The organism is Candidatus Rokuibacteriota bacterium (assembly GCA_030647435.1).
Lineage (GTDB): Bacteria > Methylomirabilota > Methylomirabilia > Rokubacteriales > CSP1-6 > AR37.
Window position 1 is genome coordinate 1 of record JAUSJX010000038.1, and the last position, 13,971, is coordinate 13,971.

A 13,971-nucleotide genomic window follows, 5' to 3' on the forward strand; every position below is an offset into this window, starting at 1 on the left:
GCGCGAGGCCGCGTCGTATTCCACGACGCCCGCCGTCGCCATGGCCGCCAGCCACTCGCGCACATAGCGCTCGTCCAGCCCGGCGCGCCCGGCGATCTCGCCGCTGGTGCCGGGCCCCTTCGCCGCGGCCTCGAACAGGCCTACCTGGTGGCCGACCTGCACCAGCAGGGTGAGCATCCCGCCCGTGTAGAAGCCGAAGAGCTTCCGGGCGAACTCCTGCGTGCGCTTCCGGTCAGGCGCCGTGTCCATCCGTCGCGGCCTTGATGTAGCACACCTGGTTCATGGGGCCTCCCCGTCGGGCGCGCCTATCATACCTTTCGGCCCCGACGATCAGACGTGTTTCTCTACCGAGTGGGCGGCTGAATCACACTTGCAAGCCGAGCCAAAGCCTGCTGCACTTCCTCGTCTTCGCAGTTTTCTATCCTGACGTGACTTGCCCCAGCCCTTAGCGGAGGGCTCACGTGTGCCCTTCCCTTGGTTTCCTGCTTGATGTTGGCAATGTCGAGGGCGCACAGGCCGAAGCGCTTGTGCCGCGGCTGTTTGAGAGCCGCACGGGCCTTGCGTAGATCCAAGTCTGCGGACAATCCTCCCTTATCTATCTCACGCGGCCGGAATGCCAGAAAGGTCGGGACACCCAGGTCGCAATCGAAATGATTCGGATGGATGCGCCGGTAAACGGTGCCTTCAGGAATTTCTCGTCCGCGCGCGGAGAAGGACAGTGCCAAAGCGTGCGGAGGACAGAGACTAGAGAGACACGAAGGGCTTCAGAACCTGTAGGGCGAAGGTCTCGTAGTTCTTTAGCTCACCCTTAGTCACGATCTCGCGTTTTGAGTCGATCACAATGTATCGGCTCGTAGAAGCAGAGAAGAGCGCATCAACTTCCCCGTGGCCCTTCTTTCGCCAGACGAGAGCGACACCAGGATCCGGAATCGGATCGATAGCTGGATTCACGTATGCCGAACCGAGAGCATGGGACACGCTCAACAGGCAGTCTTTTGCATGTTTCAGGGCCAGCTCACCTGGCCGGTCAGCTGCATACGAATCCCACCCGGCTCGAAGCTCCCTCAGCCGGTCGATTGCTTTGAAACCGTCCGATACAGGTGTCACGCTCATCGGTGTCGCCTCAAACTCTCATTAGCCAGTATAGGTTACAGAGCAAGAGAAGCCAAGCTCCCCGGGTCCTCCGGGTCGGTCGCGCCAATCATACACTCCTTTGGCGTAAAATTAGGACGTGTGCAGCCCGGGCTGCTTCGACTACTGGTCACGGCTTCTCGCCCTGGCCGACGCGCGGCCTGACGACGCCCGGCTGAGTCGGCGCGGCTTCCTCGTCGCCGCGGCCTGCGCCACCGCGCCGGCGCCGTCCTGCCCGACGCGTGACCTCCTCGACACCACGCTCTCCTTCGACCTCCACTCGCACCCGGGCCTGTTCAAGAGCATGTCGAACGATACGCTGGCCGGCCATCGCCAGAGCGCGGAATCCGGCCGCGTGAAGCTGATCGCCCTTACCGCCACGTCCGACGCGCCCGTGATCGCCCGCGACCGGGCCGGCGCCCTGCACCCCGTCCGCGAGCCGAAGCCGGGGGAACTCTACGCCTCGATGTACCGGCAGATCGATGCGCTCGTGCGGTGGAGCAGCGCGGCGGGCATGCCGATCGTGTCAAGCGTCACCGATGCCGGGGCGCCGGGGCCGCCCGTGCGCGGCATCCTCGCCGTCGAGGGCTGCGACTTCCTCGAAGGACGCATCGACCGCGTGCGGGAGGCCTTCGATCGCGGCATCCGCTCGCTCCAGCTCGTGCACTACCGGGTCAACGAGCTGGGCGACATCCAGACGGAGCCGGCCGTCCACGGCGGCCTGACCGCCTTCGGCAAGGAGGCGGTGCGCGAGATGAACCGCCTGGGCATCGTGATCGACGTCGCCCACGCCCGATTCGAGGTCGTGCGCGGCGTGGTGGAGACGACCACGCAGCCGATCATCCTCTCGCACTCCAACACCGTGGACTCGAGCGGCTGGGCGCGCTTCATCAGCCCCGAGCACGCGCGCCTGGTCGCGGGGACGAGCGGCGTCATCGGCGCCATGCCGATCATCTTCGGCCGCCGGAGCGACGACATCACCGGCTACGTCTACCACATCTCGCGGCTGGTGGACGCGGCCGGGATCGACCACGTCGGCGTCGGCACGGACATGGACGGGATCGGACCCAGCGCGATCTTCGCCAGCTACGCGCGCTGGCCGTCGCTCGCCGCGGCCCTGGTCGACCACGGCTATCGCCCCGAGGAGGCGGCGAAGATCCTCGGGGGCAACGCCCAGCGCGTGTTCCGACGAGTCGGCGCGAGCGCGCCACCCCGTACCGGCGGCTGAGTGATGAGCGCCTCGCGCAAGATCAAGATCAACCGGGCGCCGGTCCTGACACTCTGGGCCGCAGTCGTCGCCGAGCGCCTGGGCTTCAACCGCGACGAGGCGCTCACCTTGGGCCACGCCGTCGCCGGCCTCAACGCGTATTCGAAAGGCGTGTCGCTCGGCTTGTTCCATCCCGCCCCGGAGACCGTGCGCGAGCACCGGAAGAAGCTTCAGAAGGGCAAGGCGCTCACGGTTGCGCTTCTGGGCCGCGCCGTTCCCGTCGTGCACACGCCGGACGGCCTCCGCGCGCTGACGAAGGACAAGCCGGCCGATCCCGCCAGCGTCACGCGCTACCTCGAGGGCAAGTTTGGCGAGGCTCTCGCGGACGTGCGCGCGGCGATGACGCGCCTCGCAAGCTCGCTTCCAGCCAAGGACCTCGCGGCCCGCGCGTACGCGCTCTACGAGAAGTTCCGGCCCGAGATCCCGGCTGGAGCCAGAGGGTGGGGCGCCAAGGGCGACCTCGACCTGGCACGCCTCAAGGAGTTAGAGCGAGGATAGAAGTCACACCTCATCTGTCTGAGACGTTGGGGAGCAGACCAGGGCCGACCCACAGCGGTCACGTGAGGCGACTTGCATGCCCTGATCGGCAAAGAACGTTAGGTTATGAGCCTGATCCAGGCCCCGACACCAGTCAACTCAGAGCAAGACCAACCGAAACGGCGGGGGCCTACGCGTCGCGAGCGCGAGACGAGTCAACGCCGGGTCGATCCTGCTCGTACACACGACGTGCACAGGGCCGGATCGCTCCCCGCGGATCACTCATTTCCGCCCGCCGGGTGAGCTATACTTTCCGGCGCTATGGCGCGCGCATCTCGTCGTCTGTCGAAAACCTTTGGCGACAAATCCCTTGGGGATGTTTCCGATGCCGACATCCGTGCGCTGGTGTCCAACAACGTTGCCGAGCGCCAGTACCTAGATTTCAAGGCCGAGTTTGACCACAAGTTGCCTGATGCCAAACCGAAGCTACTTCGCCACGCGGCATCTTTTGCTAACGGAGGAGACGGCTATCTGATCCTCGGCATTCGTGATGATGGCCACGGACGCGCTCAGAGGTTCGAAGCCTTACAGGGGGACGTCGAATCCATCGTCAAGAGGATCCGTTCTCTGTGTCTCAAGTATCTCGATCCTCGTATCAGCGGCCTTGAAGTCGACCGCCGCGTGGTCGACGGTCATGCGGTGGTCCTCGTCCGGATTCCGCGAAGTGCGCGAGTTCCGCACATGATGACGTTCAATGACGCGACCGAGTTCTGGTCTAGGTACGAAGATGGCAAGGCCCAGATGACCCGCGAGGAGATCAGAGAAGCATTTCAAACTAACCCACCGACAGTCCGTCGACGTTCCCGCCCACAGAGGCGACGAATCACATTGGTGCGGAACGGTGGCTTCGAGCAGAATCTTGAGGGATGGGGCACGGGCTTACTGGAAGATATGCCGAGAATTCGACCCTTCGCCAGTGCCCATCGCTTCGTGCCCTTCGGCGGGGCAGTGGCGCGTTGGTTCGCGGATGCGCGCGAGTCCCACAGTGGTCGCCGTTCGCTCCGCGTAGAACACGAAAGCACCTGCGCTCCACACGTGTTCTCGACCCTGAGCCAGAGGGTCCCTATCGAAAGAGGTGCTGTCTACGAAGCGCAATTCTGGGCCGGGGTCGAGGAAAAGGGGGCCGGCGCGTTCTCGCTGCGAGCAGTCACAAGTCCGCGCGAGTGGGACAGGTTCAAAGTGAAGATTCATGGCGGTCCTTCGTGGTGGCGAGCGTATCGGCTTAGGTTCAGCTCGGAGGACGAGGGATACGTCGACATCCGATTCGCTGCCGAGTGGCCGGTGAAAGCCTGGATAGACGACGTGGCCGTCCGCAAGCTGAAAGCACGTCGATAACGCAGAGCGGCCTCTATTGTTGGCTGCGAGCTCGATGATCTGGAGGCATCATGGCCATAGAGGTGAAGCACGGACCCGATCCGAGGTTCAACCACGAGATCAGGGGTGAGTTCTCCCTGACGCTAGTCGGGTACCGCACGACGACGCCGGGCGTCGCCGCCGGCGGCATCAAGGACCGCAAATACGACTCCGACCAAGACGCCAAGCGCCGCGATGAACTGCTTGCGATGCGCACGATCTTCCTCGACTGATGGCTCAACGAGTGGCGAGCGGGAGGCGGGAACGTCGTGGAGGGCATAGGGCACATCGTGGGCGCGATCTGCGGCACGCCGCTGCGCTGACCGGACCGCAGATACAGCAACGGTCGCGATCGTCGTGTCGGAATTCGCAGGCTCGGTCAAGCGCCTCGGCGCGGTCGGTCGTCAACCCAATGCTCCCTAGGGTCGCTTGGGATGATCAGGCTCCAGCAGGGAATGTAACGCCACTTGTGCCTATCGGGTTGACTCCGAACGATCCCCTGGGTGGGCTCGGCGGCAAGGCACGGGCCCCTCTGCCTACGACCAGTTGTGTGCTTCGGAGTCAACCCGATAGGCAGAACGCCACTTATGTATCCCGAGCAGCCGCTCGATTTCGGTTGTTGCACGGGCTGGATTTTAGCCGGTGCTGCACGGCGTGGGGCCAGGGCAAGTGGACAGCCTCATTCGAGACGGAAGCGTGTCTGGACTCAAGATCGGAGTGGACTGTGGGGATGTGCCCCGAGCGCTGCGCCACGATCGAGAACGAGCTTGATGTCTCCTACGCCCTCGCGCGAGTGCACCATCCGCCTCGCTCGCCCTTCACCGCGCACTCTGCCCGCATGAAGCCCGGGTAGGCCCGGCCCGAAACCGGCGCAAGGGCGCGAGCCCGCGGCACCGGCGGCGCTTGCGTCGTCCGCCGCCCGTATGTTGCTGACGCTCCTTACGCTCGAAACCGCACGCGCGGGTCCTGAGCCGGCCCGCCATCACTGGCCGTCGAGCACCTCGCGTACCTCGCGGATGAGGGAGTCCGGAGTGAAGGGTTTGGGCAGAAGCCTCGCGCCGGACTCGAACGCGCCGTGGCGCAGGACGGTGTCATCGGCGTAGCCGGACATGTACAGGACCCTCATGGCCGCCCGAATCGGGCGCAGGCGCGCAACCAGCTCGACGCCGCTCACGCGCGGCATCACCACATCCGTGAGCAAAAGGTGGACGGGGCCCGAGTGGTCGCGGCAGATCCGCTCGGCCTCGTCCGCGCTCGCCGCCACCAGTACAGTAAAGCCGGCCAGAGCCAGTATCTCCCGTACGACCCCGCGCACGTCCTCCTCGTCCTCGACCAGGAGGACCGTCTCGATCCCGCGGGCCGTCGGCTCCACCAGCCCCGGCTCGGCCGCTGTGACCTCGGCCGCGGCCCGAGGCAGGTAGATCCTGATCGTCGTTCCCTGCTCGGGCTCGCTCTCGACGGTCATGTGGCCGCCGCTCTGCTGGACAAAGCCGTACACGCTGGACAGCCCGAGGCCGCTTCCCTTCCCCATCTCTTTGGTCGTGAAGAAGGGCTCGAACATGCGTGCCCGTGTCGCCGTGTCCATGCCGACGCCGGTGTCGCTCACCCGGAGCAGCACATAGTCACCCGGCGACGCGTCGACGGGGGCGCCGGCCATCTCGGCACCCAAAGCGACATTGGCCGTCTCCACGATGAGGCGGCCCCCCGTGGGCATGGCATCCCGCGCATTCAGGGCCAGATTCATGATGAGCTGCTCCAGCTGGGCGGGATCGGCCTTCACCGCCCAGAGGGCCGGTGCCAGCGTCGTGACGAGCTCGATGTGCTCGCCAATCGGCCGCAGCAGGCTGGCCTCCATCGTCTCGACCATGCTGTTGAGGTCCATCACCTCGGGCCGGAGAACCTGCTTACGGCTGAAGATCAGAAGCTGCTGGGTGAGCCGGGCTGCCCGCTCCGCCGTCATCGCGATCAGCTCGATGTCGCGGCGCACGGGGTCGTCCGGGGCCAAGCGGCTCAGGGCCAAGTGGCTGCGCCCCGTGATGACCGTCAGCAGATTGTTGAAGTCGTGGGCCACACCCCCCGCCAGGCGGCCCACCGACTCCATGCGCTGGGCCTGCAGCCGCTGCTCCTCCAGGGCCCGCTGCCGGGTCACGTCGCGGGAGTTGACGACCAGCGTGACGGCACCCGCGGTATCCGTGGACATGCGGCTATAGGCCTCGAGGAAGTGCCAGGAGCCGTCACCCGCTCGGACACGGAAGGCCACCGGGGGGTTCGCTCTCGCGGGATCCTCCAGGCGCCTGGCTATCCCTGCGGCCACTTGCTCGACGTCGTCGGGGTGGACGTAGTCGAACACCCGCTGGCCGATCAGTTCCTCTGGCCGCCAGCCGAGCAGCCGATGGACGGACGGACTTTCGTACCTGATGATTCCGTCCGTGGTCAGCACCGTGATGAGGTCCGACGCGTTTTCGATGAGCGCGCGGAGCCGATTCTCGCTCTCGCGCAGCCCCTGTTCGGAGGCCTCAGGCCGAGGCTTTCCCGCCTGCGACCCGGGCCGGCGGCGCACGCTTCTTCGTGGAGGCTGCCTGTCGCGCGGGCTCAAATGATTCGATCCTGCGGTCAGTCTACACCGCGAGCCTCGGCGCAACCAAGCTGCTCTGCGCCCGTGGGACCGGGCGCGCTCGCCCTGCCCTCCACCCGCGTGGGCCTCGGCCGCCATGACCGACAACCCCACTTAGGGCATTCCTAGATGAGGGTGGCCCAAGCGGGCCGTGGCGAAAACGTGGAGGGACTGAAACGCCACTTATACAACCTGATGCTTATCAGGACGCGGATCCACTGCGCTCGCGCAAGTTCGTATACCTGACGCGCTGAGGACATAGATGGTGCCGGGAGGGGGAATCGAACCCCCACGGGCGTGAGCCCAAAGGTTTTTGAGACCTTCGCGTCTGCCAGTTCCGCCATCCCGGCCCAAGGAGGTCGGACGTCAGTGTAGCGGGGCGGCGCCGGGGGACGCAAGTTCGGCTCAGGGCTCGGGCTCGACGCCCAGCCCCTCGGCGACGCGGTTGGTGTAGTTGAAGTAGGCCGTCACGAAGGCCGCCTCGAAAATCTCCTCCTCGGACAGCCCGGCGGCTCGCAGAGCCTCGACGTCCGCCGGGCGCATCTCGCGGGGCGTCCGGGTGAGCTTGAGCGCATAGGCGACCAGCGCGCGGTCGGCGCCTTCGAGCGGCGCCGCGGCGGGATCGGTCATGAGCGCGCGTACCAGCGCCGGGTCCACCTTGAGCTTGCGGAGAAACTCTCCGTGAAGCCGCGTTCAGTGCTCGCAGCCGTTCTCCGCGCTCACGGCCGTGGCGATCATCTCCTTGCGGAGCTTGGAGAGCGCCGACGGCGCGCCGACGGCGCCGTAGAAGTCGAGATGCGCGTGGAGAAGCCGCGGGCTCACGCTGTAGGCGAGGTAGAAGGGGATGACCCGGCCGAGGGCGCGCCTGACGCGCTCGTAGGCCTCCTTCAAGAGACCCTCCGCACGCGCCTCGCCTGTGAAGCTGATCCACGCCATCGTCAGCCCTCCTGGGCCGCGCCGGCCCGGCGACGGGCGAGCGCTCCGCGGGCCGTGCCGAGCACGCCCTTGGGGAAGAAGAAGACCACCAGCACGAAGAGAACGCCGAAGACGAGAAGCCAGCGCTCGGTCAGGCGCTGGGCGATCTCCGAGCCGCCGAGGAGGGCGGCCAGGCCGCGCAGGTCTGGAAGGAGCAGGCGCGCGGTCAGGAGGACGGCGGCGCCGATCAGGCCGCCCCACAGCGTGCCGATCCCGCCGATGATGACCATCAGCAGGACATCCAGCATGAGCGGTACCCCCAGCGCGGACTCCGGATTGACGTAGCGCACCCACATGACGTAGCAGCCGCCGATGATGGCCGCCACCACGCTGGCGAAGGACGAGGAGACGATCTGGAGCGCGAAGGTCGGCACGCCGAGCGCCTCGGCGCGGAGCTCGTTGTCGCGGATGGCCTGGAGCGTGCGGCCGAGCGGCGAGGCCACGAAGCGGGCCATGACGAGAAAGAGCGCCGCGCACACCGCCAGCACGAAGTAGTAGGTGACGAGCTTGCCCGTCACGGGGATGCCCAGGATGCGCCCGCCGTCGTAGCCGATGGCGAAGACGCCGGGCAGCTTGGGCGACAGCCCGTCCTCGCCGCCGCTCAGCGCGCTCCACTGGACGGCCAGGATGCCGGCGAACTCCGCGAAGGCCAGCGTGATCATGGCGAAGAAGATCAGCTTGACGCGCAGGGAGAAGGCGCCGATCAGCACGGCGACGACCGCCGATACCGCCATGGCGATGAGAAAGCCCAGCAGGAGATGGCCGTACGTGGGCGCGCCGAAGCGGCCGACGGAGAGCGCGACCGCGTAGGCGCCGAAGCCGAAGAACATGGCATGCCCGAAGGAGACGATGCCCGTGTAGCCGATCACCACGTCGTAGCTCGCCACGAGCGCGCCGAAGATGGCGATCTTGATCGCGAGGTCGGTGGCCTGAAAGGACGGGATCACGAGCGGCACGAGGGCGAAGAGGCCGAGGGCCAGGAGCCGCAGCCAGACCGTCGGCTGGCGCCAGCGCCGCGCGCGATCCGCCCTGCGCGCCGTCTCGACGGGCGTCGTCACCGCGAGGTTCCGAAGAGACCCGTCGGGCGGATGAGGAGGACCAGGACCATGAGCGCCATGTTGACGCCGAGCGCGGCCTTGGGCAGGAGGAAGGCGACGTAATTGTACGAGAGCCCCACCATGAGCGCGCCCACCAGCGAGCCTGTGACGCTGCCGAGCCCGCCGATGATGACCACGATGAAGGCGAAGATCAGCTGCTCGCCGCCCATGGCGGGACTGACGGACTGACGGAAGACGGCCCACATGAGCCCGCCCACTGCCGCCAGCGCGGAACCCAGGGCGAAGACCCCGGTGAAGTAGCGGTAGATGTTGTGCCCCATCACCTGCACCATCTCGCCGCTCTCGACGCCGGCGCGGACGATCAGCCCCACGCGTGTCCGGTGGAGCAGGAGCAGCAGGCCCGCGTAGACTGCTAAGCCGAGGCCGATGGCGATGACGGGCACGCGCAGGACGATGACGTCCATCACGTCCCACGAGCCCTGGAAGGAGAGCGGCACCGGCATCACCTGGTCGTTCGGGCCCCAGACGATGCGGATCAGCTCCTCAAGGATGATCGTCGCGCCGAGCGTGATCAGGATCTGGAACATGTGCTGGCCGTAGACGGGCCTCACGATCACGCGCTCGATGATGACGCCCAGCGCGAGCGCGACCAGCACGGCGGCGGCCACGGCGGCGAGGAGGGCCAGCGCGTTGAGCCACACCGAGGGCGAGGAGACCCAGCCGGCGTGACGGTTCAGCAGCAGGACCGCGCTGAAGCCCGCGTAGGCGCCCCAGGAGAAGAGCGCGCCGTGGGCGAAGTTCAGCACGTCCATCAGGCCGAAGATCAGCGTGAGCCCCGAGGCGACGAGGAAGATCAGCATACCCATGGCGAGCCCGGCCACCGTGAGCGTAAGGTAGACGCGCGGCTCCATGCCGAGGAGCGGCAGGAGCGCGAGCGCCAGGACGATCAGGGCGGGCGCGGCGCGCTTCATATGCCCAGGTATTTCTTCTTCAGCTCGGCGTCAGCGGCGAGAGAAGCCATCGATCCCTCGCGCACCGTGCGCCCGTCGTCCACGAGGTAGAACTGGTCTGCCAGGGCTTCAGCCATGGCGAAGTTCTGCTCGACCAGCAGCACGGTCGTCTCGTGCTTGACGGCGCGGAGCGCGGCGATCAGGTGTTCGACCACGATGGGCGCCAGGCCCTTCGACGGCTCGTCGATCAGGAGCAGGCGCTGGGGGTTGACGAACGCGCGCGCGATGGCGAGCATCTGCTTCTGGCCGCCGGAGAGCGTGCCCGCGCGCGCGTGGTGGAAGCGCTCGAGATCCGGGAAGAGGGCGAGCATACGCTTCAGCCTTTCGCGGCTCGCGGCGTCCTCGCGGTGCATGGCAACGCGCAGGTTCTCCTGCACCGTCAGCGTGGCGAAGATCCCCTGGCCCTCTGGCACGAAGCCGACTCCAAGCCGCGCGACGTCGTACGGCGGCATCCGGTCTATGGCCTTGCCCTCGAAGCGGATCGCGCCCCGCGCCGGGTGGAGGAGCCCGATGATGCTGCGCATCGTCGTGGTCTTGCCGGCGCCGTTCCGCCCCAGGAGCACCGTCACGGCGTCACGCTTCACGCGGAGCGACACGCCCTGGAGGATGTGGTGCTGGCCGATGTAGGTGTGGAGGTCTTCGACCTCCAGCACGATCTCCCTCATGCTAGCGTCCGCCGCCGCCCCCGCCGCCACCAAAGTAGGCCGCCTGGACTTCGGCGTTCCTGCTGATGGCCTCGGGCGTGTCGTCGGCGATGAGCCGGCCGTCCTTGAGTACGGCGATGGAGTCGGACAGCGCCATGATCATGTCGATCTTGTGCTCGACCAGGAGCACCGTCCGGTCGCGCCGGCGGCGGATGGCCTCCACCAACGCAATAATGGACGGCACCTCCTCGAGGGACATCCCCGCCGTCGGCTCGTCGAGCAGGAGGACTTCAGCGTCGAGCGCCAGGAGAATGCCCACCTCGAGCTTGCGCTTCTCGCCGTGGGCGAGCTCGCTGGCGGGGGACCGCCACTTGGCGCCCAGCAGAACGGTCTCGAGGATCTCCCACGCGCGATCCTCCAGCTCCGGGTACGCGCGGTAGCTCCGCCACGCATTGAAGAGGAGCCCGGCGCGCGCCTGGAGCGCGACGCGGACATTCTCCAGCACGGAGAGCGTGGGGAAGATGTTGGTCAGCTGGAAGGAGCGCCCGATCCCCGCGCGCGTGCGGCGCGCCGCGCTCCAGCTTGTGATGTCCTCGCCCTTGAACGCTATCCGCCCCTCGGAGGCGCGGTACTGCCCGGAGAGGAGGTTGAAGAGCGTGGTCTTCCCGGCGCCGTTGGGCCCGATGATGCTCTTGAGCGCGCGGGCGGGCACATCCAGGCTGACGTGGTCGACGGCGACGTGGCCGCCGAAGCGTATCGTCAGGTCGCGCGTGCTGAGAACGGGCGCGTCGGCCGTCGCTACTTCTCCTTAAGGAAGCTCTGGCCTTTGAGGAACGCCTGGAGCGCGGATTTCACGCGCGGGTTCTTCCCCAGCAGCACCGTGTAGTGGTTGGTCTTCGGCACCACGACCAGCTTCGATTTCGGAATGGCGCGGGACATCGCCACCGCTTCAGCCTGCGTCATCAGGCAATCCGTCTGCGTCAGCAGGCCGTCGGGCGCGCGGAAGATCAGCGTCGGGCACTTGACCTGGTGGTGGTAGACCCAGAGGCGCTCGCGCTGGAGGTTCGCCAGCTCTTCCGAGATGGCGCTCTTGGAGGCCTTGGAGCGGACGGCGCCCGAGGGCAGGGTCTCGACGTCGTAGCGGAAGTAGCGCTCGAGGTAGTCGTTCCAGCGGCCGGTGAACATCGGCAGGCTGCGGATGATCCCGAGGAAGGCGTCGAGCGAGGGGAACTCGACGCCGAGCCGGTTGATGGCGGGGCCGAGCGAGTCGATGATCTCGGCTCGCACGTCGATGCCGCCGTCCACCAGGATGAGCTTCGAGACGCGCTGCGGGTGGGCGACGGCGAACTTGAGCGCGATGTGGGCGCCCAGCGAGTGGCCCATCAGGACGGCCTTCTTGAGCCCGAAATGATCCAGCAGCGCCAGGAGATCGCGGCCGTGCTGGTCGAGGCTGTAGCCCGCCGGCGGCTTGTCGCTGTCGCCGCGGCCGCGCAGGTCGTAGCCGATCAGCCGGTATTTCGCGGCGAGGAGATCCACCATGCTCAGCCAGCAGACGTGATTGGCCGTGAGCCCGTGGATGCACACGATGGCCGGGCCCGTGCCCGGCCACTCGTGCACCGCGAGCGAGACGCCGTCGGCCGGGACGCGCGGCATGGCGCGCCTACTTCTTGTTCTGGATGGGCGGCGCCGTCTCCTGCGGCGAAAGCTCGCGGAGGAGCGTCGGGATCAGCCACGGCACATCGGGCTTGGACGTCAGCTTGAAGATGTACATGCTCTGGAGCGCCTGGTGGTCCTCCTTGCGGAAGATCATCTTGCCCTTGGGCGTCTGGAACTCCATGCCCTCCATCGCGGCGATCAGCTTCTCCGTGTCGGTGCCGCCCGCCTTCTGGATGGCGGCGACCACGGCCATGGCGGCCGCGAAGCCGCCGCAGGTGAAGAAGTCCGGCGGCTCCTTGAAGCGCTTCTCGTGCTCGGTCACGAGCCAGGTGTTGATCGGGTTCCTCGGAATCTCGTAGTAGTAGTACGCGCCGCCGATCATGCCCTCGAGGTTGTAGCTCTTGAAGGCCTTCAGCACGTCGAGCACGTTGCCGCCGCTCGTGATGGTGATGCCGCTCTTGTCGATCTTGCTCGCGACGAGCTGGGCATAGGGGCCACCCTTGCCGGCCCAGATGACCGCGACGTACTTCGGACCCTTCGCGTCCTTGAGGGCGCCCAGGATCTTCTGGATGGGCGCGGTGAAGTCGGTCGCGTCGCGCGGCGTGTATTCCTCATGGACGACGTGGGCCCCGAACTTCTCGACCTGCGCCTTGTAGGCGGCGACGCCGTCCTTGCCGAAGGCGTAGTCCTGGGCGATGGTGGCGATCGAGACGCCCGGCTTGGCGACGGCCAGCGCGTTGGCGATGGCGTCCTGGCTCGAGGAGCGGCCCGTGCGGAAGACGTAGCGGTTCCAGTTCTCGCCGGTGATGCTGTCGGCGACGGCGGGCTCGACGAGGAGGACCTTCTTGAACTCGGCGGCGACCGGCAGGATGGCCAGCGCCGCGGCGCTCGACGTGGTCCCGACGATCAGGTCCACCTTGTCGTCGGCGTAGAGCTTGGTCACCTTCTGCTTGGAGACGTCGGGCTTGAGCTGGTCGTCCTCGATCAGCACCTCGATCTTGCGCCCGAGCACTTCCATCTTGCCGCCCGTGGCGTACTCGAGCCCGAGCTTGAAGCCCGTGACGGCCTGCTTGGCGTAGACCTCGAAGGGCCCCGAGATGCCCTGCACCAGCCCGATCTTGATCGGCGCCTGCGCCTGCGCCGCCCCCGGCCACACCACCGCCAGGGCCAGCATCACCATCGCCGCCGCCACCGCTCGCTTCGTCATCGTTCGCTCCTCCATGGGTTCTCTCTCACGGCACGCGCCACGCTAGCAGGTGAGCCGCGCTGCGTCAAGAGCCGACCTGCCTTCGGAGCGCACTCCGCAAGTACCGGTCAACCTTGACAACTTTCGACCCGGGCAGTATCCTTCACTTCGCGGTGGGGCTGTAGCTCAGTTGGGAGAGCACAAGGCTGGCAGTCTTGGGGTCAGGGGTTCGAGCCCCCTCAGCTCCACCAAAATCTTGCGGGGCTACGGAGCGCTCCGTAGCCCCGTTTGTTTTCCGGCATCGGTCAGGCCTTCAGCGTGAATTTCTGGAAGGTGTGGCAGTCCTCGCGGGCATGCCCCCGGCTCACCGCGAAGGTCCAGGTCACCTCCGCCCAGCGTAGCCCGACTTCAACCCGATCCTCTCGTCGCTCCTGCTCATCAACTCGTACGAAACGTACCGCTCCTCGCGCATCCGGTGGGACTACGAGGCCGAGAGCCCCCTCCGGGACGCGCGCGGCTTCGAGTACATGGAGGAGAAGG

At 66.8% G+C, this 13,971-nt stretch carries 16 protein-coding genes and 2 tRNA genes; 5 read left to right on the forward strand and 13 right to left on the reverse strand.

What is annotated here, in order from left to right; genetic code table 11:
* The coding region (locus Q7W02_07190) for a transcriptional regulator (GenBank protein ID MDO8475974.1) at positions 1–249 on the reverse strand (249 nt) is incomplete at its 3' end.
* Between the two features lie 495 nt (positions 250–744).
* Positions 745–1,113 (reverse strand): hypothetical protein, encoded by a 369-nt coding sequence (locus tag Q7W02_07195; GenBank protein MDO8475975.1) that lies wholly within the window; start codon positions 1,111–1,113, stop codon positions 745–747.
* 118 nt (positions 1,114–1,231) lie between these two features.
* Here Q7W02_07195 and Q7W02_07200 point away from each other — a divergent pair, with 118 nt between their 5' ends.
* From Q7W02_07200 to Q7W02_07215, 4 genes are all read left to right on the forward strand, one after another.
* Positions 1,232–2,359, forward strand: a complete 1,128-nt coding sequence (locus Q7W02_07200) for a membrane dipeptidase (GenBank protein MDO8475976.1) — start codon at positions 1,232–1,234, stop codon at positions 2,357–2,359.
* A 3-nt stretch (positions 2,360–2,362) separates the two neighbouring features.
* Positions 2,363–2,896, forward strand: coding sequence for a hypothetical protein (locus Q7W02_07205; GenBank protein ID MDO8475977.1), 534 nt, complete (start codon positions 2,363–2,365; stop codon positions 2,894–2,896).
* Between the two features lie 300 nt (positions 2,897–3,196).
* Positions 3,197–4,270: an ATP-binding protein gene (locus tag Q7W02_07210; protein ID MDO8475978.1), complete on the forward strand. Its 1,074-nt coding sequence runs from the start codon at positions 3,197–3,199 to the stop codon at positions 4,268–4,270.
* A gap of 50 nt (positions 4,271–4,320) precedes the next feature.
* A complete protein-coding gene (locus Q7W02_07215) occupies positions 4,321–4,521 on the forward strand; it encodes a hypothetical protein (GenBank protein ID MDO8475979.1) in 201 nt (66 codons plus the stop codon).
* Between the two features lie 749 nt (positions 4,522–5,270).
* On the opposite strand, the gene Q7W02_07220 is transcribed toward Q7W02_07215, so the two are convergent.
* From Q7W02_07220 to Q7W02_07265, 10 genes are all read right to left on the reverse strand, one after another.
* The gene (locus Q7W02_07220) at positions 5,271–6,848 is read right to left on the reverse strand and encodes a PAS domain S-box protein (protein MDO8475980.1); all 1,578 of its coding nucleotides are present in this window, start codon (positions 6,846–6,848) and stop codon (positions 5,271–5,273) included.
* A gap of 317 nt (positions 6,849–7,165) precedes the next feature.
* Positions 7,166–7,252 (reverse strand) — tRNA-Leu (locus Q7W02_07225).
* Between the two features lie 55 nt (positions 7,253–7,307).
* On the reverse strand, positions 7,308–7,559 hold the full coding sequence (locus Q7W02_07230; protein MDO8475981.1) for a hypothetical protein: 252 nt from the start codon (positions 7,557–7,559) through the stop codon (positions 7,308–7,310).
* Positions 7,560–7,595: 36 nt separating this feature from the next.
* Positions 7,596–7,838: a carboxymuconolactone decarboxylase family protein gene (locus Q7W02_07235; protein ID MDO8475982.1), complete on the reverse strand. Its 243-nt coding sequence runs from the start codon at positions 7,836–7,838 to the stop codon at positions 7,596–7,598.
* 2 nt (positions 7,839–7,840) lie between these two features.
* Positions 7,841–8,935 (reverse strand): branched-chain amino acid ABC transporter permease, encoded by a 1,095-nt coding sequence (locus Q7W02_07240; protein ID MDO8475983.1) that lies wholly within the window; start codon positions 8,933–8,935, stop codon positions 7,841–7,843.
* Positions 8,932–9,906: a branched-chain amino acid ABC transporter permease gene (locus Q7W02_07245; GenBank protein ID MDO8475984.1), complete on the reverse strand. Its 975-nt coding sequence runs from the start codon at positions 9,904–9,906 to the stop codon at positions 8,932–8,934. Before Q7W02_07245 ends, Q7W02_07240 begins: the two co-directional genes overlap by 4 nt.
* A complete protein-coding gene (locus Q7W02_07250) occupies positions 9,903–10,610 on the reverse strand; it encodes an ABC transporter ATP-binding protein (GenBank protein ID MDO8475985.1) in 708 nt (235 codons plus the stop codon). The genes Q7W02_07245 and Q7W02_07250 overlap by 4 nt, the downstream gene beginning before the upstream one ends.
* A gap of 1 nt (position 10,611) precedes the next feature.
* Positions 10,612–11,352, reverse strand: a complete 741-nt coding sequence (locus Q7W02_07255) for an ABC transporter ATP-binding protein (GenBank protein ID MDO8475986.1) — start codon at positions 11,350–11,352, stop codon at positions 10,612–10,614.
* A 35-nt stretch (positions 11,353–11,387) separates the two neighbouring features.
* On the reverse strand, positions 11,388–12,242 hold the full coding sequence (locus Q7W02_07260; protein ID MDO8475987.1) for an alpha/beta hydrolase: 855 nt from the start codon (positions 12,240–12,242) through the stop codon (positions 11,388–11,390).
* Positions 12,243–12,249: 7 nt separating this feature from the next.
* A complete protein-coding gene (locus tag Q7W02_07265; protein ID MDO8475988.1) occupies positions 12,250–13,452 on the reverse strand; it encodes a substrate-binding domain-containing protein in 1,203 nt (400 codons plus the stop codon).
* 154 nt (positions 13,453–13,606) lie between these two features.
* Between Q7W02_07265 and Q7W02_07270 the strand changes: the two genes are divergently transcribed.
* Positions 13,607–13,682, forward strand: a tRNA-Ala gene (locus Q7W02_07270).
* 54 nt (positions 13,683–13,736) lie between these two features.
* Here the strand turns inward: Q7W02_07270 and Q7W02_07275 are convergent.
* Positions 13,737–13,971: hypothetical protein (locus Q7W02_07275; GenBank protein ID MDO8475989.1), on the reverse strand; the 235-nt coding region annotated here is incomplete at its 5' end.